The organism is Massilia sp. HP4, assembly GCF_005222695.1.
GTDB lineage: Bacteria > Pseudomonadota > Gammaproteobacteria > Burkholderiales > Burkholderiaceae_D > Telluria.
On the sequence record NZ_STGG01000003.1, the window covers coordinates 37,777 to 56,061 of the forward strand.

An 18,285-nucleotide genomic window follows, 5' to 3' on the forward strand; every position below is an offset into this window, starting at 1 on the left:
ACAAGGCGACAAGGAGGAGACATGCAGAACCATCCCTACCCCGACGGCCCGCGCCTGCTGGCCGATATCGGCGGCACCAATGCGCGCTTCGCCCTCGAGCTGGCGCCGGGCGCATTGCACGCCGTGCAGACGCTGGCCTGCGCCGACCATGCCCGCTTCGAGGACGCCGTGCGCGTCTACCTGGCCGGCGTCAATGCCCGCGTGAAGCACGCGGTGATCGCGATCGCCAACCCGGTCGACGGCGACGCCATCCGCATGACCAACCACCATTGGGCGTTCTCGATCGAGGCCGCGCGCCGCGCGCTGGGCCTGGACACGCTGCTGGTGGTGAACGATTTCACGGCGCTGGCGATGTCGCTTCCCACGCTGCGGCCCGGCGACCTGGCCCAGGTCGGCGGCGGAGCGGCGCTATCCGGCAGCGCCGTCGGCCTGGTCGGCGCCGGCACCGGCCTGGGTGTCTCGGGCCTGGTGCCGAGCGGCGAACGCTGGATTCCCCTGCATAGCGAAGGCGGCCACGTCGCTTTCTCCCCGCTCGACGAGCGCGAAGTGACCGTGCTGCGCCATGCCTGGCAACGCCATGACCACGTCTCGGCCGAACGCTTCGTCTCCGGCCCCGGCCTGGTGCTGATCCGCGAAGCGCTGGCCGCGAGCCGCGGCATGGCGCCCGACAAGGCGCTGGCGCCGTCCGACATCGTCACCCGCGGCCTGTCCGGCGGCGACGCCCTGTCGCTGGAAGCGATCGACTGCTTCTGCGGCATGCTGGGCACGGTGGCGGCCAACCTGGCCGTGACCCTCGGCGCGCGCGGCGGCATCTATATCGGCGGCGGCGTCGTGCCGCGCCTGGGCGCATACTTTGTCGCTTCGCCATTCCGCCCGCGCTTCGAACGCAAGGGGCGCTTCAGCGAGTTCACCGCGCGCATCCCGACCTGGCTGATCACGGCGCCATATCCAGCGCTGCAGGGCGCTTCGGCGATTTTGGCAGATCATCTGGCCGATCACCTGGTGCAGGGCCGTGCGACCGCATCGCGTTCGTGCACGGAGGCAGCGCATGCGTAAAGCGTCCTCGCCCCTGCTGTGGGTGCCGACCGGCTACTTCACGATGGCGCTCGGCTACGTGATGCTCACCAGCGTCACCGCCATCATGTTCAAGAACCTGGGCATGGACAACGGCCGCGCCGCCCAGTATTCGAGCCTCTTGATCCTGGCATATACCGTCAAGCCGCTGTTCGCGCCATTCGTCGAGATGTACCGCACCAAGAAGTTCTTCGTGCTGTGCGCGCAAGTGCTGATCGGAGCCGGCTTCGCCGGGGTCGCGCTGCTGATGGAGCTGCCCGGCTACATGAGCTTCCTGATGGCGATCTTCTTCGCCCTGTCCTTCATCGGCGCCACCCAGGACATCGCCAGCGACGGCGTCTACGTCACCTCGCTCGACGCCCGTGCCCAGTCGCTGTACTGCGGCATCCAGAGCCTGTCCTGGAATATCGGCCCGATCGTGGCCGCCGGCGGCATGGTGTATCTCTCCGGCTACCTGCACACGACCGTCTTCGGCCACGACCCGACCGTGTTCGGCCCGGACTGGATCGACGCCTGGCGCATCATCTTCCTGCTGGTCGGCGGCCTGACCCTGTTGATGGCGCTGTGGCACTGGCGCACCATGCCGGAAGGCGCGCGCGCGGCCGATACGCCGTCCTCCGTGAAGGACGCCGGCCGCATCCTGCTCGACGCCTTCGTCACCCTGTTCCAGAAGCGCGGCGTGTGGCGCATGATCGCCTTCGCCTTCCTGTTCCGCTTCAGCGTGGGCTTGCTGGAAAAGATCGGGCCATTCTTCATGGTCGACCCGGCCTCCAAGGGGGGCCTGGGCCTGTCGAACGAGATGCTGGGCCTGATCTACGGCACCTATGGCCTGGCCGCGGTGCTGGTCGGTTCGCTGCTGGGCGGGCTGTACGTCGCCAAACGCGGCCTGAAGGCCACGCTGTTCGTGCTGTGCTGCGCGATCAACATCCCCAACATCACTTTCCTGGTGATGGCGATCTATATGCCATCGAGCCTGGTGCTGGTCACGCTCGGCGTCGCGATCGAGAAATTCTTCTTCGGCTTCGGCGCGGTGGGCTTCATGATCTACCTGATGCAGCAGCTCGCGCCCGGCAAGTACACGACCACCCACTATGCCTTCGGCACCGGGCTGATGGGCTTGTGCGGCATGGTCACCGGCGTGATCAGCGGCCACCTGCAAGAGATGATGGGGTATGTCGCCTACTTCGCGCTGGTGATGGTCGCGACCATTCCCTCGTTCCTGGCGACCTGGTTCGCGCCGTTCTACCACGACGACGGCAGCCAGCCCAAGCCGGATCCCGACGCCCAGGCCGACGGCAAGACGGTGCCGGCATGAAGCGCCTGGCCTTGTCCCTGTTATGCCTGGTCGCGGGAGGCGCATCCGCCCAGGCGATCAAGCTCAATCAGGTCGGCTTTTTGCCGCAGGCGCAAAAGCTGGCCGTCGCGGCGCAGGGGGTGGGTGAGTTCGAGATCCTCAAAGCCGACGGCAAGACCGCATTCAGGGGTACGGCCGGCGCCGCGCTGCGCTGGGAGCCCTCGGGCGAGTCAGTGCGCGTGCTCGATTTCAGCGCGCTCACGCGGCCGGGCACCTACCGCATCAGGATCGCCGGGCTTCCACTATCGGATCCCTTCACGGTCAACGCGGATGGCTACCGCGCGCTGAACAGTGCCGCCCTCAAGGCTTTCTATTTCAACCGCAGCGCGATCGCGCTCGAGCCCCAGCATGCCGGCCCCTGGGCGCGGCCGGCCGGGCATCCCGACGACAAGGTGGTGGTGCATGCCTCCGCCGCCTCTGCCTCGCGGCCCGCAGGCACCGTGCTGTCCAGCCCCAAGGGCTGGTACGACGCCGGCGACTACAATAAATACGTGGTCAACTCGGGCATCTCGACCTATACGCTGCTGGCCGCCTTCGAGCACTTTCCGGCCTTTTTCAGGCAAGACATTGGCATCCCCGAATCGGGCGACGGCATCCCCGACATCCTCGACGAGGCGATGTGGAACCTCGAATGGATGCTGACCATGCAGGATCCGCAGGATGGGGGCGTGTACCACAAGCTCACCAACCTGCGCTTCGACGGCATCGTGATGCCGCATGCGGCATCGACCACGCCGCGCTACGTGGTCGCCAAGGGCACGGCGGCGGCGCTCGACTTCGCCGCCACCATGGCTACGGCCAGCCGCGTGCTGGCCCCGTACGACAGCAAATGGCCCGGCATGTCGGCGCGCATGCTGGCGGCGGCGCAGGCGGCCTGGCGCTGGGCCGAAGCACACCCCGGCGTCGTCTTCAAGAATCCGCAAGACGTCGTTACCGGCGAATACGGCGACGCGACACTCGGCGACGAATTCGCCTGGGCCGCGGCCGAGCTGTTCATCGCCACCGGCGACGGGCGCTACGCCGCGGCTTTGATGAAACACGATGCGCCGCTGTCCACGCCGTCCTGGGGCAATGTGGCGGCGCTGGGCTGGATGTCGCTGGCCCACCACCGCGCGCGCCTGGCGCCCGGCCTGGATCGCGACCTGGTCGCGCGTCGCATCGATGGCCTGGCCGCGCACCTGGCTGGCGCCTGGCGCAGCAGCGGCTACCGCCTCGCGATGAGACCGGGCGATTTCGTCTGGGGCAGCAATGCGGTGGTGCTGAACCAGGGCATGATGCTGCTGCAGGCGTACCGCCTCAAGCCCGAGCCCGATTACCTGCGGGCTGCGCAATCGAGCCTCGACTATGTATTGGGCCGCAACCCCACCGGCCTCTCCTTCGTCACCGGCATCGGCGCGCGGCCTTTCAGGCACCCGCACCACCGTCCCTCGATGGCCGATGGTGTCGAAGCGCCGGTGCCGGGCTGGCTGTCCGGCGGACCGAATCCCGGCCAGCAGGATGCGAAGGAGTGTCCGCCCTATCCGAGCAAGCTGCCCGCGCTGTCGTATATCGACCACGACTGCAGCTACGCCGCCAACGAAGTCGCCATCAACTGGAATGCGCCGCTGGTCTATGTCAGCGCGGCGCTGTCCGTCCTCACGCCATCGACCATGACCCAGGAAACCACCGTCTCGCTCGACGCGCTGCTGCGCGAAGAACAACTGCTGCAATTCGACCGCTTCGACCGCGACACCGCCACCGCGCTCGGCGCCGCACTGGTCGCACGGGCGCGCAGCGCCAGCCGGCCGGTGACGGTCGAGATCAGGCAAGGCGACGAGGTCCTGTTCGCGCAGGCGATGCCGGGCGCTTCGCCCAACCACGCCGACTGGATCCGGCGCAAGAACAACATGGTGAAACGTACCGGCCACAGCTCTTTTTATACGCACAACGAAGTGCGCCAGGCCGGCGGCGACCACGACAAGCTGCCCGGCCTGGACATGCGCGACTACGCAGCCCACGGCGGCGCCTATCCGATCGTCGTGCGCGGCCGCGGCGCGGTCGGCACGGTCACGGCCTCGGGCCTGCCCGGCGCGGACGACCACGCGCTGGTGGTGGCCGCGCTGAAAGATCACCTGAAGATTGGAGAGCAGCCATGACACGCATCATCCGCTGGGGCATCCTCGGCACCGGCCGCATCGCGCGCGATTTCGCCGCCGGCCTGCGCGCCACGCCCGACGCCGTGCTGGCCGCGGTCGCTTCGCGCAGCGTCGAAGGCGCCCAAGCCTTCGCCGGGCAGTTCGACGTGCCCCTGGCCTTCGGCTCCTACGAACAACTGGCGGAGTCGCCCGATGTCGACATCGTCTACATCGCCACCCCGCATCCGATGCACGCGGCCAACGCCCTCCTCGCCCTGCGCGGCGGCAAGGCGGTGCTGTGCGAGAAGCCGTTTGCGATGAACCGGCGCGAGGCGGGCGAAGTCGTGGCGCTGGCGCGCGCAAAAAACCTGTTCTTGATGGAGGCGATGTGGACCCGCTTCATGCCGGCGCTCGGTGAAGTCAAGCGCATCATCGCATCCGGCGAGATCGGCAACGTGACCCAGTTGCACGCCGACTTCGGCTTCTCGGCCACGCCCGATCCAGCCCACCGCGTCAACGACCCGACCCTGGGCGGCGGCGCCCTGCTGGACCTCGGCATCTATCCGCTGTCGATCGCCTGCGCCCTGCTGGGACGGGTCGAGACGGTGCAGGCCCAGGCCATCATGGGCGAGACCGGGGTCGACCTGACCACGGCCTTCACCATGCGCCATGCGGGCGGCACCCTGTCGATCTGCAGCTGCTCGCTGCGGGCGCGCGCGCCGAGCGAACTGGTGGTGTCGGGCACGCGCGGCAGCGTGCGCATGCACCGCATGTTCCACATGTCCGAAAGCGTCACGGTCGACCTGCTGGACGGCCCATCGCGCACGGTCTCGACGCCCTGGCTCGGCAACGGCTATACCCATGAGGCGATCGCCGCCGGCCAATGCCTGCGCGACGGCCTGCTCGAGCATCCGGCGATGACCCACGACGACACGCTGGCGGTCATGGGCTTGCTCGACACGATCCGCCGGCAGATCGGCCTGCGCTACCCGAGCGACGACTGACGCAGTTCGCAAGCCCGCGCCAGCAGCGCCTCGAGCTGCTGCATACTGGCTGGCTTGACCAGGTAGTGGTCGAAGCCGGCGTCCAGCGCGGCCTGGCGGTCGGCGTCGCTGCCGTAGCCGGTCAGCGCGACCAGGAGCGGTGTGCGCTCTTGCAAGCCGGCGCGGATGCGGCTCGCCAGTTCGCGGCCGTCCATGTCGGGCAGGCCGATGTCGAGGATGCAGGCGTGGGGCGCATCGTCCAGCACGCGGCGCAGGGCGGGCGCCGGGGCATGCTCGACCTCGACCCGGTAGCCTTGCGCCTCCAGCAGCAGCGCCAGTGACGCGGCCGCATCGATGTTGTCGTCCACCACCAGCACCTTCGATGCGCGCGCGCCGCTCGCCTGTGTGGCCGGCGCTGCTGTCTCGATGATGGGCGCTGTCGACTCGTCCAGGCGCGGCAAGGTCACGGTGAATGTGCTGCCGTGGCCAGGTCCGGCGCTGTCGGCGCGCACCTGCCCGCCATGCAGCTCGACCAGGTTGTGCACCAGCGCCAGGCCCAGGCCCAGGCCGCCCTCGGCCCGGTCCGGCGTGCGCCGGGCCTGGGTGAACAGGCCAAAGATATCCGGCAGCAGTTCGCGGGCGATGCCGATGCCGTCGTCGCGCACCGCCAGCACGGCAACGCCGCCCACGATCCGCACCGACACCAGCAGCTCGCCTTCCTCGGGTGTGTATTTCGCCGCATTGTTGAACAGGTTGGCCATCACCTGGATCAGGCGCTTGGTGTCGCCCTCGACCAGCGCCCTGCTGTCGGGCAGCTCGGTACGCAGGCGGTGGCGCTTCATTTCCAGCAGCGGCTGCACCTGCTCCAGGGCGGCGGTCACTACCTGGCGCAAGTCGACCCGTTCGCGCTTGAGTTCGATCATGCCGCGCGTGACGCGCGACACGTCGAGCAGGTCGTCGACCAGGTGCACCATGTGGTCGACCTGGCGCGCGATGATCTCGCTGGTGCGCCGCACCGCACCCGGGTCGCTCGCATAGACGCTCTTGAGCAGGCCCGCCGCGGTGCTGATCGGCGCCAGGGGGTTCCTCAGCTCGTGCGCCAGCATGGCCAGGAATTCGTTCTTGCGCTCGTCGGCCAGGCGCAGCGCCTGCAAGGCCTCGTTGCGCTCGCGCTCGGCCATGCCGCGGATCAGGTCCTGGCGGTACAGCTGGTAGGCGAAGCGCCACACCACCGCGATCAGGATCACCAGCATGCCCCACACGAACAGCCAGATCATGGTGGTCAGGTCGATGCCGGGATTGGCCGCGCGCACGGCAGCGGTGGCCACCATGCCAAGTACGATCGGGGCCAGCACCAGCGGCACCATCAGCCGGCGCAAGGTCAGGCTGCTGGGCGTGGAACTGGTCAGCGCCACCACCATGCCCTGGTCCGGACGCAGCGCCAGCACCGCCCCCGACGCCAGCATGAAGGCCAGCGCGGTGCGCAGCGAGGTGCCGCGGCCAGGCAGCAACTGGTACAGGACCGTGTCTTCGGCTGCGAAGCTGGCCAGGGTCAGCAGGGAGAACAGCAGCACGCTGGTGGCCAGCGCCTGGGCCACGGCGACCATGCGGCGCACGCCCACCATCGCCAGGCTGGCGCCGAGCACGACGAACAGGGCATCGGTCAGCGGCGCCGGCAGGCTCCACGCGTTGGATGCGGTGCCCAGGCCGAGCGATAGCGGCGCCGGGGCCCAGCCGGAAAAGCGCATGGCCGCGCCGCCGAGGCCGAGCGCCAGCAGCAACAAGCCAGGCAGGCGGCCGGCGCGCGCGATCGGGCGCACCGGGTGCAGTTGCAGGAGCACGCTGGCGCCGGCGCACAAGAATCCGGCCGCAGTGAGCGGGTACATCTGCGGGGCGCCAATGGCGGCGCCGATCAGCGATGGCGAATGTAGTCCCCAGCCTGCCAGCGTCGCGGTGGCGAGCAGCATGCAGAGAATGGCGGCGCCTGCCGGAACGGCATGCCTGGTCGGAAAAGTCGTCATGGGCTGGCGCCATCCTACCAGTCCCGGCGCGTCGGACAGGCACGGCTGCCCACCCGTCAGGGCGTATCGACGTACCAGCCGTACTCCCAGCGCCACGGCATATCGTTCGCGCCCAGCGCCAGGCGCGCGATCTCGGGGAACAGGCGTTCGGCGCGCACGTCGTTGGACAGCATCACCACGCAGCGCCGGCCTGCCTCGAGGCAGATCGCCATATTTCCGGTGCTGTCGTTATGCCCGCCCTTGAACCAGCCGGTCCCGCTGCGGTCCTGGAAGGTGACCACGCCCAGGCCGGCCGCAAGGTGCGGCACCGGCGCGCCCACCCGCGACACCAGGGTCGGGAACTGGCCGGCGCCCAGGATCGGCAATTGCGGGCGCACCATCTCGGCCCGCACCTCGGGGCTCAAGCCATCGCCGCGCACGATCGCGGCCCACATGCGCGCCTGGTCGGCGATCGTGGTGTCCATCGACCCGGCGGCGGTGACGGCGCTGCGCTGGTCGTGCGGCTCCATCCTGCCCTCGAGCGTATAGCCGTCGGCCAGGTTGGCGGCAAAGTCGGGACGCCACTGCATGCTGGTATTGCGCATGCCCAGGCGGTCGAACACGCGCACCTGCATCTCGCGTCCGGCGTCCAGCCCCTGGCCCTGTTCGACGATCAGCTGCAGGATGTACATGCCTTCGGCCGAATAGGCATAACGTTCGCCGGGCGTGAAATGAAAACGCAGTTTTTCGTCCGGCTCGAGCCAGCGGAAGTTGGCGAAGCCGCCGGCATGCGTGAGCAGGATGCGCGGCGTGAGCTGGCGCCAGCGCGCGTCGCCCGCCAGGTCGCTGAAATCCCTGCGCTCGCCCAGGCGGTAGTCGGGCAGGGGCTTGGGCAACAGCTTCGTGAGCGGGGCGTCGAGGTCGAGCCGGCCTTCGCTCGCCAGCTGCAGCAGCATATAGGCGAAGGCGGTCTTGGTCAGCGAGGCGCCGTACATGACGGTATCGGGCAGCAATGGCAGGTCGCGCTCGAGATTGCGCTTGCCGTAGGCTGACACCCTGGTGACCTGGCCGTCGTCGATCACCGCCAGCGCCAGCCCGACCACCTTCCCGCGCGCCATCAGCGCCTCGATGTCGCGGTCGGCGAAACCGCGAACTGGCGCAGGACTGGTGGCGCGCGGCGCGCCCGCACAGCTGACCAGGAATATCGACACGACTGCCACGCACAACGCTTTCATCGGCTTCTCCTCGGTAAGTTCCCGCACGGGCGACAGGATGACCAAGTGTAGCGCCCGGATGCGCGCCGGACAATCGTCATGCAAGCGGCATCAGAAGCTGTGGCGCAGGCCGAGCGCGGCGCCCTTCAATGTGGCGCCGGGCGCCGCGCCCAGGCTGTTGATGGCGAAGTCGTAGCCGCCGTTGGCCTCGTTGTCGAGGTGGGTGACATAGGCATACAGGGCACTGCGTTTCGACAGCGTGTAGTCGTAGCCGAGCGTGACGTGGGTGGCGCCGGTGTCGGGCCCGCCGCGGATGAAGCCGATCCGGTTGCCACGCGCGCCCTTGCCGTCGCCGGCGCGCGCCACGCCCAGGCGCAGGCCATGCGCACCCATCTGGTGGCTGACCGAGACGTAGAAGGCGTTGCGATCCAGGTCGCCGCCCGCCAGTTCGTACTCCAGGCGCTCGGCCAGCAGCGCCACCCGGGTGTCGCCGAAGCGCCGCGCCACGGCCAGCTTGGTGCCGCTGTCGCTGCGTCCCGGTCCCTGGTAGGCATGGTGCCGCTCGTGCGCCAGGGTCGCGTACCATGGCCCCTGCTCAAAGACCGCCGCGACCGATGTCAGCGACGGCTTGGCGCCACTGGCCGGGCGCTCCTCGGCCAGGCCATGCGTGAGGCGCAAGGCCAGGCCTTTCCACGGCCGGCTCCAGTAATGGACCGAATTGGCCTGGCGCCGGTCGAACGACGACAGATTGCTGACATTGTCGACCGCCGCCCCCGCGCCATTGCCGATGATGCTCATATAACCGGCGGTGGTCGGGTAAAAGGGATCCAGGCTGGCCGTGGCGCTGTTATAGGCGGTCGCCCAGTGGCCGGCGAACAGCGTGCCGAAGCCGCCGTCGAGCCCCACCCGGGTGTCGCGCCGCGCGAGCTCTCCGGCGCCGGTGTCGGGCGACAGCGTGCCCTCGACCTGGAAGATGGCGCTCACCCCGCCGCCCAGGTCTTCGCTGCCGCGAAAGCCGATCACCGAGCGGTTGTTCGATACGCGTTGCTGGCTCAGGCGCGGACCGTCGGCGGTGGCGGACGCCTTCACGTATTCGGCCGCGACGTTCAGCCGGCCATACAGCTGGACACTGGTCTGGGCCTGGGCGCCGGCGGCGCATGCCGCCAGTGCAAGCGCACTACGGCGCAAGTATTTACTCATCAAGATTCTCCTTGCCAGGATTGTCGGCCAGGGGCGCCATCGACGCCTATACCCAATCGTGGGGAGAACTACCCCCTGATAGTGTTGTCTCCAATGCTCGGCTGGTGCAGAATGTGGATCGACGTTGCGCGAAAATGCTGCACCGCACCCGGAGTTATCCGAAGTAAATTCGAAATAACTGAAGAAACGCGTTGTAGTCAGGTCGTCAACTACGGTAGAGTGTCGCCTTCCGAGAAGACTTTCCATGAGGCGGCGCATGCCAGACCGTAGCCCGACTACGCCCCCCGGATTGTTGCTTGCGACGGACCTGAGCGCCCGCTGCGACCGGCCGCTCGAACGCGCCAAGCAGCTGGCCGATGAATTTTCCATACCGCTGGTCGTCCTGACGGTGCACGATGCACCACAGGCGCCCGGCGAAGTGCTCCAATGGCTCGACGGCGATGCCGGACGCGCGCAGCAAGAACACGCGGCGCGCGAGGAATTCGCGCGCGAGTTCGCCGGCTCGCCGCTGCAAGCCACCCAGCGCTTCGCCACCGGCCCGGCCGCCGGCGCCATTGTCGACGCTGCCGCCACCCTGCCCGGCGCCATGGTCGTCGCCGGCGCCTCGCAGCACGACAGCCTGGGCGACCTGCTGCTCGGCTCCACAGTCGAAAAACTGGCGCGCGCCCTGGCCCAGCCGCTGCTGGTGGTGCGCCAGCGCGTGCGCGGTCCCTACCGCCGGATCATGGTCGCGACCGACTTCACGCCGGCATCCACCCTGGCCCTGGAAACGGCCGCCAGCCTGTTCCCCGGGCGTCGCATCACCGTGTTCCACGCCCATGACAGCGGCATGCGGGCGCCTGACGTCCTGGCCCCGGATGCCCCGCCGCGCGCGCAGCTGCTGCGCTTCCTGGATGGCTGCGCGTTGCCGCCCGGCGCCCGCGCACTGCTCGACCCGGTGATCGGCGAAGGCGAACCCGCTTCCCAGCTGGCGCGCCATGTAGTGGATAATAGTATCGATTTGGTCGTCCTTGGCCTGCATGAAGAATCGGCGCTGATGCGCCTCCTGACCGGTAGCCGCAGTGAATACCTGCTGCAGGCAGTCGTGTGCGACACGCTGCTTGTACGTCCCCCTGTGCGCCCTGGAGAAGATGATGAGAATGAGAAAACCTAAAATCGCACTGCGCCTCTGCGCGCGCCGCTACATGTCGCACTGCCCCGAAGGATGATGTCGATGACCTCACTGCCACTGATCCTGCTCGTCCTTCTTCCTTTTGCCGGCGCCTTCGTCTCCGCCTGCCTGCCCACTGGGTCACGCAACCGGCCCGCCTTCGCGGCCGGTGCATTCACCCTGACCGCCCTCATCTTCGCCATCTCCCTGTTCCCCAGCCTCGACGCCGGCGAGGTGCTGCAGTCGCGCCACAGCTGGCTGCCGATGTTCGGCCTCGACATCATCATCCGCATGGACGGCCTGGCCTGGCTGTTCTCGATCATGGTGCTCGGCATTGGCCTCTTGGTGATCCTGTACGCGCGCTACTACATGTCCAAGCGCGATCCGGTCGCCCGCTTCTACGCCTATATGCTGGCCTTCATGGGCTCGATGATGGGCGTGGTCTTGTCGGGCAACCTGATCCAGCTGGTCGTGTTCTGGGAACTCACCAGCCTGACGTCCTTCCTGCTGATCGGCTACTGGCAAGAGAGTAACGACGCCCGCCGCGGCGCGCGCATGGCCTTCACCGTCACCACCGCCGGCGGCCTGTGCCTGCTGGCCGGCGTGCTCACGCTCGGCCATATCGTCGGCAGCTACGAACTCGAGACCGTGCTGGCGGCCGGCGACCAGATCCGCGCCCACGCGCTGTACCTGCCGGCGCTGGTGCTGATCGCCCTCGGCGCCCTGACCAAGAGCGCGCAATTCCCGTTCCACTTCTGGCTGCCGCACGCGATGGCGGCGCCGACCCCGGTCTCGGCCTACCTGCACTCGGCCACCATGGTCAAGGCCGGGGTGTTCCTGCTGACCCGCCTGTACCCGGCCCTCGGCGGCACCCCGGAATGGACCTGGCTCATCGTCGGCGCCGGCGCCACCACCCTGGCGCTGGCCTCGTTCTTCGCGATCTTCCAGAACGACATGAAGGGGCTGCTGGCCTACTCGACCATCAGCCACCTCGGCCTGATCACCTGCCTGCTGGGCATCGGCACCCCGCTGTCGGTGGTGGCGGCGGTATTCCACATCATGAACCACGCGATCTTCAAGGCGTCGCTGTTCATGGCGGTCGGCATCGTCGACCACGAGACCGGCACCCGCGACATGCGCGTGCTGCGCGGCTTGCGAAAAGCGATGCCGGTGACGGCCGCGCTGGCGATCGTGGCCTCGGCCTCGATGGCCGGGGTGCCGCTGATGAACGGCTTCCTCTCAAAAGAGATGTTCTTCGCCGAGACCGCCCATGTGGGCGGTAGCGACGACTGGACCCTGTCCTATGTGGCGGTGGCGATGGGCATCTTCAGCGTCGCCTATTCGCTGCGCTTCATCAGCGTGTTCTTCGGCCGCCTGTCCAAGGACCTGCCGCAAGAGCCGCACGAGCCGGCGCGCTGGATGCGCTTCCCGGTCGAATGCCTGGTGGTGCTGTGCATCGCGGTCGGCGTCATGCCCGAGCGGGTGGTCGGTGACGTGCTGGCGGTGGCATCGGGCTCGGTGCTGGGTGCGGCCATGCCCGAATACGACCTGGCGATCTGGCACGGCTTCAACCTGGCGCTCGGGATGAGCGGCGCCGCGCTGGTGCTGGGCGCCCTGCTGTACTGGGTACTGCTGCGCCGCCACGACCTGCGCGAGCGCACCGAAGTGCCGGTGCTGCACCGCCTGAAGGGCGCGCAAGCCTATGAAAACACCATGCTGGCGCTCAAGCAGGGCGCCACCTGGCTGATCCGCTGGACCGGCACCCAACGCCTGCAGCCGCAGATGCTGGTGCTGATGGCCGTCATGGTCGCCGCGCCGCTGCTGCTGGTCGATCCGCTGCCGGCGATTCCCACCCTGAGCGTGCACTCGCTCGATCCGCTGTTCGCGGTGCTGTGGATCATCGGCGCCGGCTGCGCCCTGGGCGCGGCCTACAAGGCCAAGTACCACCGCCTGGCCGCGCTGTCGATGGTCGGCGGCACCGGCATCGTGACCGCGATTACCTTCGTCTGGCTGTCGGCGCCCGACCTGGCGCTGACCCAGCTGATGGTGGAAACCGTGACCACGGTGCTGATCCTGCTCGGCCTGCGCTGGCTGCCGCCGCGCTTCGCGCCGAAAGAGCTGATGACGAAAGCGCCGGCCAGCACCTGGTTCCGGCGCGGCCGCGACGGCTTCATCGCCGTCGCCGGCGGCCTCGGCATCGCCGCGGCCAGCTATGCGATCCTGGTGCGCACGCCGCCGCCATCGATCGGCGAGTTCTTCGTGCTGCGCGCGATGACCGAGGGCGGCGGCTCGAACGTCGTCAATGTCCTGCTGGTCGACTTCCGCGGCTTCGACACCATGGGCGAGATCACCGTGCTGTCGGCCGTCGCCCTGACCGTGTATGCGCTGCTGCGCCGCTTCCGCCCCGCCACCGAAAGCATCACGATCCCGGTGCAGCAGGCCAGCGACGTCGATCCGGCCGTCAACCAGACGCCGGCCGAGCAGGCTTCGAGCGGTTACCTCATGATCCCGGCGGTCTACCTGCGCATGCTGCTGCCGGTGATGGGCGTGATGGCCGCCTACTTCTTCATGCGCGGCCACAACCTGCCGGGCGGCGGCTTCGTCGCCGGCCTGATCTTCGCCACCGCGCTGATCGTGCAATACATGGTGGCCGGCACCGACTGGGTCGAATCGCACCTGCGCCTGCGGCCGCACCGCTGGATTGCCTGGGGCCTGGCCTGCGCCGCCTTCACCGGCATCGGCGCCTGGTTCCTCGGCTATCCGTTCCTGACCAGCCACACCGCCCACGTCACCTTGCCGATCCTGGACGAGATCCACGTCCCGAGCGCCTTCATGTTCGACCTGGGCGTGTTCCTGGTGGTGGTCGGTTCCACCATGCTGACCCTGGTCGCGCTGGCCCACCAGTCGCTGCGCAGCCATCGCGCGGCGGCCGACGCCACGCGCGCCACCATCCCGCCCGCCAAGGAGATCTTCTGATGGAGCTCGTCATTTCGCTCGCCATCGGCATCGTGTTCGGCTCCGGCATCTGGCTGATCCTGCGTCCGCGCAGCTTCCAGGTGCTGGCCGGCCTGATGCTGATGTCCTACGCCGTCAACCTGTTCATTTTCGTGATGGGCCGCCTGTGGGTCGACGCCCCGCCGCTCACCCCCGCCGGCACGACGCCCAATCCGGCCGTGCTGGCCGACCCGCTGCCGCAAGCCCTGGTGCTGACGGCGATCGTCATCGGCTTCGCCACCACCGCGCTGTACCTGGTGGTCATGATCGGTTCGCGCGGCCTGACCGGCACCGACCACGTGGATGGCAAGGAGCCTGAATTATGAGTTTGCACTGGACCCAGCACCTGATCCTGGTGCCGGTATTGCTGCCGCTGCTGGTGGGCGCCGCCCTGGCCCCGCTGACGCAGGGCTGGCACCGCCTGAAGTACTGGCTCAGCTACGCCTCGCTGCTAGGCCTGTTGGCGACTTCGCTGGCGCTGATCTTCATGACCGACGGCGGCCACTGGCAGGACGGCATGGGCATCTATCTCGCCGCCAACTGGAGCGCGCCGTTCGGCATCGCCCTGCTGGCCGACCGCCTGTCGGCGCTGATGCTGCTGCTGACCGCGGTGCTCGGCCTGGCCTCGCTGCACTTCACCCGCACCCGCTGGGGGCGGATCGGAGTGCATTACCACACGCTGTTCCAGTTCCTGCTCATGGGGATCAACGGCGCCTTCCTGACGCACGACCTGTTCAACCTGTTCGTGTTCTTCGAAGTGATGCTGGCCGCGTCGTATGGCCTGGTGCTGCACGGGTATAACGCCGAGCGCATCCGCGCCAGCATGCAGTACATCGCGATCAACCTGGCCGCGGCCCTGCTGTTCCTGCTCGGCACCGCGCTGATCTACGCCACCACCGGCACCCTGAACATGGCCGACCTGGCCGCGCGCGTGCCGCTGCTGGCGGGCGAGGAACTGGCCCTGTTCAAGGTCGGCGCCACCGTGCTGGCGCTGGCCTTCCTGACCAAGGGCGCCATGTGGCCGCTGGGCTTCTGGCTGCCCACCACCTATGCCGCGGCCTCGCCGCCGGTGGCGGTGATGCTGGTGCTGATGACCAAGGTCGGCGCCTATGTGGTGCTGCGCCTGTGGCTCCTGATCTTCTCGGACAACGCGGGCGCCGCGGCCGGCTTCGGCGGCGATGCGCTGCTGTATGCGGGCATGGCGACCATCGTGTTCGGCGCCGCCGGCATGCTGTCGACCGACACCGCCGGCCGCATGGCGGGCTATGGCGCGATCGTCTCGTCCGGCACCCTGCTGGCGGTGATCGGCTACGGCCAGCCGGCCCTGGTCACGGCCGGCATCTATTACCTGATCGGCTCCACCCTCGCGGTGGCCGCCTTCCTGCTGCTGATCGAGCTGATCGACCGCATCCGCACCCCGCGCTCGGCGATGCTGGCGCTGACCATGGAAGCGTTCGCGGTCGAGGATGCGCCGGACGAGCCGACCGGCCGCGGCGTGCCGGCCGCGATGGCCTTCGTGTCGCTGGCCTTCGCCGCCTGCGCGCTGATGATCGCCGGCCTGCCGCCGCTGTCGGGCTTCGTGGCCAAGTTCAGCATGTTCCATGCGCTGCTCAATCCACAAGCGGCCGCAGGTTCGGGAGTGGCCGCGATCCCGGCGTCCGGCTGGACCCTGATGGTCTTGATCATCGTCTCGGGCCTGATCGCCGTGATCTCGATGATGCGCTTTGGCGTGCGCACCTTCTGGGCCAGCGGCGCGACCGAGCCGCCCAAGGTGCACCGCTCCGAAGTGGCGCCGATCCTGTTCCTGCTGGCGCTGTCGGTCCTGATGACGGTGCAGGCCAATCCGCTGTTCGGCTACCTGACCCGCGCCAGCGACGACATCCACCGTCCGGGCGGCTATATTGGCCGCGTGCTGTCCGAGCCGACCGTGCCGGGCCAGGGCTCGGCCCCTGGCCCGGCGCCATCGACCCTCTCGCCCCAGGAGGCGCCATGACGCGCTGGCTACCCCATCCCTTCGTTTCGCTGGCGCTGTGCGGCCTGTGGCTGCTGCTGAACCAGACCCTGTATCCGGGCCACATCCTGCTCGGCGCGCTGCTCGGCATCGCCGGCCCGGTCCTGACCCGCCACCTCAATCCGCTGGGTTATCCGCGCCTGCGCAGGCCCATCGTCGCCATCCGCCTGCTGCTGTTCGCGTCGGTCGAGGTGGTGCGTTCATGCCTGAACGTCAGCCGCGCCATCCTGTTCGGCGACTATGCGAACATCAATTCGCAGTTCATCCGCATTCCCCTGGACATCCGCGATCCCTACGGCCTGGCGGCGCTGTCCTGCCTGATCAATATGACGCCGGGCACGGTATGGACCGAACTGCAACCCAGGCCCGATACCGACAAACATGAGCTGGTCCTGCACGTATTCGACCTGCACGACGCCGAATGGTGGGTCGACACCATCAAGACCCGCTACGAACAGCCCCTGATCCACATCTTCGAAACGGAGGTCCGCCATGGCGACCCTGCTTGAAATCTCGATCGGCTACGCCCTTGTGTGCGTGCTGGCGGCGATGGCGCTGTGCGCCGGCCGCCTGCTGATCGGCCCCTCGGCCCACGACCGCGTGCTGGCCCTCGACACCCTCTGGATGTGCGGCATGCTGCTGGCCCTGGTGCTGGGCATCCGCTTCGGCACCCAGATCTATTTTGAAGCGGCGATGCTGATCGCGCTGGTCGGCTTCGTCTCGACCGTCGCGATGGCGAAATTCTTGATGCGTGGGGAGATCATCGAATGACCGGCATCGAATACCTGCCCGACTGGGCCGCCCTGCTCGTCTCGCTGCTGCTGATCCTGGGCGCGAGCATCATCCTGATCGGCGCGCTCGGCCTGATGCGCCTGCGCACCTTCTACCAGCGCATCCACGGCCCGGCGATCACGATCACCCTGGGCGCCGGCAGCCTCCTGATCGCCTCGATGCTCTACTTCACGGTGGCGCAGTCGCGCGTGGTGGTCCACGAGATCATCATCACGGTCTTCCTGCTGCTGACCGCGCCGGTGGTGGCGATGATGATCATGCGCGCCGCCGTCTACCGCGACCTGCGCGCCAAGAAGGGCGACGCCGGCGCGACCGCGGGCGAGGTGTACACCATCTCGCGCGAGTAGCCCTGCCGCGCGCCATCCGGACTGCTGTATCACCCTCGCCATCGGCGCACAACTTCGGGTTGGTGCCGGTGGCGATATTCTTCTTATTTCCCCCAAGCGTTCCAGAACGGCCGGCATCGCCAATCATGTGGCGCGCACGCGTCAGCGTAGAGTAAATACAACATCGCTAAAAAATAGATTGCGCGCCGCAACAATGTTAGCGCTATCAAATTTTCTTGCTTCTTTCGCAGTGAAAAAGCGCTGTTGCCTCCAGTCGCTCCGGTTGCAAAGCCGCAAATTCGGTCCATGGTCGCGCTGCATTGCAACATCGATAACGTGTTTACAAAAAATCTTAGCTGAACAACACTTCGAAAAACGCGATGTTAGCGCTAACGGTTTTCGAGGAGAAACGATGTCAGCATCAAGCGTCAATACCCTTTCCGCGGCGCCAGGTTCCCTGCGCTGGGTCGTCATGGGCGTCAGCGGATCGGGCAAGAGCACCGTCGGCGCTGCCCTGGCCAATCACTTCACCGTCCCTTTCCTGGAGGGCGACGCCTACCACCCGGCCGCGAATGTCACCAAGATGACGGCCGGGATTCCCCTCGACGACGACGACCGCGCCGGCTGGCTGGACGCGCTGGCGACCGAAATCGGCCAGGCCCGCAGCGAAGGCCGCGGCCTGGTGCTGTCCTGCTCCGCGCTCAAGCGCCGCTACCGCGACCTGCTGCGCACGGCCGACCCGGCGCTGCGCTTCGTGCACCTGGCCGGCCCGCGCGAACTGATCGCCGTGCGCATGCATGGCCGCCCCGGCCACTACATGCCGCCGTCGCTGCTGGACAGCCAGCTGAGCATCCTGGAACCGCTCCAGGCCGACGAGACGGGCCTCACCCTGGACATCACCCTGGCGCCGGCGGCGCTGGTGGAACGCATCACCCAAAGCATCTGAATCACGACGCCTGACCCCGGCCCTGGCACCGGGACCTGGCGAGATTTCTGCAAGCAGCCAGTGCAAGCTGTCGCGCAGCCCTCCACAGAGACGGCGCGCTCCCATACAACAAGCATCGAGGAGACAT

Annotated in this window: 15 protein-coding genes; 12 read left to right on the forward strand and 3 right to left on the reverse strand. The window is 68.0% G+C overall.

Translation table 11 applies throughout. The annotated features are described in order from the left end of the window. Positions 1-21 precede the first annotated feature (21 nt). The 4 genes from E8M83_RS00725 to E8M83_RS00740 are packed head-to-tail and all read left to right on the forward strand — an operon-like array spanning position 22 to position 5,546. The gene (locus tag E8M83_RS00725) at positions 22-1,056 is read left to right on the forward strand and encodes a glucokinase (protein WP_137171482.1); all 1,035 of its coding nucleotides are present in this window, start codon (positions 22-24) and stop codon (positions 1,054-1,056) included. After that, positions 1,049-2,389 carry an MFS transporter gene (locus tag E8M83_RS00730; RefSeq protein ID WP_137171483.1) on the forward strand — a complete coding sequence of 447 codons (1,341 nt, stop codon included), beginning with the start codon at positions 1,049-1,051 and terminating at the stop codon, positions 2,387-2,389. The genes E8M83_RS00725 and E8M83_RS00730 overlap by 8 nt, the downstream gene beginning before the upstream one ends. Continuing rightward, on the forward strand, positions 2,386-4,563 hold the full coding sequence (locus E8M83_RS00735; RefSeq protein ID WP_137171484.1) for a heme-degrading domain-containing protein: 2,178 nt from the start codon (positions 2,386-2,388) through the stop codon (positions 4,561-4,563). The genes E8M83_RS00730 and E8M83_RS00735 overlap by 4 nt, the downstream gene beginning before the upstream one ends. Beyond that, entirely contained in the window at positions 4,560-5,546 is a 987-nt protein-coding gene (locus E8M83_RS00740; protein ID WP_137171485.1) for a Gfo/Idh/MocA family protein, read from the forward strand. Before E8M83_RS00735 ends, E8M83_RS00740 begins: the two co-directional genes overlap by 4 nt. Here E8M83_RS00740 and E8M83_RS00745 read toward each other — a convergent pair. The 3 genes from E8M83_RS00745 to E8M83_RS00755 form a co-directional block, all read right to left on the reverse strand. Further along, positions 5,528-7,546, reverse strand: coding sequence for a hybrid sensor histidine kinase/response regulator (locus E8M83_RS00745; protein WP_137171486.1), 2,019 nt, complete (start codon positions 7,544-7,546; stop codon positions 5,528-5,530). The genes E8M83_RS00740 and E8M83_RS00745 overlap by 19 nt on opposite strands. A gap of 56 nt (positions 7,547-7,602) precedes the next feature. Then, positions 7,603-8,760 (reverse strand): serine hydrolase, encoded by a 1,158-nt coding sequence (locus tag E8M83_RS00750; RefSeq protein WP_137171487.1) that lies wholly within the window; start codon positions 8,758-8,760, stop codon positions 7,603-7,605. A gap of 90 nt (positions 8,761-8,850) precedes the next feature. Continuing rightward, a complete protein-coding gene (locus E8M83_RS00755) occupies positions 8,851-9,939 on the reverse strand; it encodes a porin (RefSeq protein ID WP_137171488.1) in 1,089 nt (362 codons plus the stop codon). A gap of 256 nt (positions 9,940-10,195) precedes the next feature. Between E8M83_RS00755 and E8M83_RS00760 the strand changes: the two genes are divergently transcribed. From E8M83_RS00760 to E8M83_RS00795, 8 genes are all read left to right on the forward strand, one after another. Then, a complete protein-coding gene (locus E8M83_RS00760) occupies positions 10,196-11,092 on the forward strand; it encodes a universal stress protein (RefSeq protein ID WP_170976642.1) in 897 nt (298 codons plus the stop codon). A 60-nt stretch (positions 11,093-11,152) separates the two neighbouring features. Continuing rightward, on the forward strand, positions 11,153-14,065 hold the full coding sequence (locus E8M83_RS00765) for a monovalent cation/H+ antiporter subunit A (RefSeq protein WP_170976643.1): 2,913 nt from the start codon (positions 11,153-11,155) through the stop codon (positions 14,063-14,065). Beyond that, positions 14,065-14,409 (forward strand): Na+/H+ antiporter subunit C, encoded by a 345-nt coding sequence (locus E8M83_RS00770; protein ID WP_137171490.1) that lies wholly within the window; start codon positions 14,065-14,067, stop codon positions 14,407-14,409. Before E8M83_RS00765 ends, E8M83_RS00770 begins: the two co-directional genes overlap by 1 nt. After that, positions 14,406-16,076, forward strand: a complete 1,671-nt coding sequence (locus E8M83_RS00775; protein WP_137171491.1) for a monovalent cation/H+ antiporter subunit D — start codon at positions 14,406-14,408, stop codon at positions 16,074-16,076. Before E8M83_RS00770 ends, E8M83_RS00775 begins: the two co-directional genes overlap by 4 nt. Continuing rightward, positions 16,073-16,603: a Na+/H+ antiporter subunit E gene (locus tag E8M83_RS00780; protein WP_137171492.1), complete on the forward strand. Its 531-nt coding sequence runs from the start codon at positions 16,073-16,075 to the stop codon at positions 16,601-16,603. Before E8M83_RS00775 ends, E8M83_RS00780 begins: the two co-directional genes overlap by 4 nt. Beyond that, positions 16,587-16,865 (forward strand): K+/H+ antiporter subunit F, encoded by a 279-nt coding sequence (locus tag E8M83_RS00785; protein ID WP_137171493.1) that lies wholly within the window; start codon positions 16,587-16,589, stop codon positions 16,863-16,865. The genes E8M83_RS00780 and E8M83_RS00785 overlap by 17 nt, the downstream gene beginning before the upstream one ends. After that, entirely contained in the window at positions 16,862-17,233 is a 372-nt protein-coding gene (gene mnhG, locus E8M83_RS00790) for a monovalent cation/H(+) antiporter subunit G (protein WP_137171494.1), read from the forward strand. The genes E8M83_RS00785 and mnhG overlap by 4 nt, the downstream gene beginning before the upstream one ends. A gap of 391 nt (positions 17,234-17,624) precedes the next feature. Beyond that, positions 17,625-18,158 carry a gluconokinase gene (locus tag E8M83_RS00795; RefSeq protein WP_137171495.1) on the forward strand — a complete coding sequence of 178 codons (534 nt, stop codon included), beginning with the start codon at positions 17,625-17,627 and terminating at the stop codon, positions 18,156-18,158. Positions 18,159-18,285 lie beyond the last annotated feature (127 nt).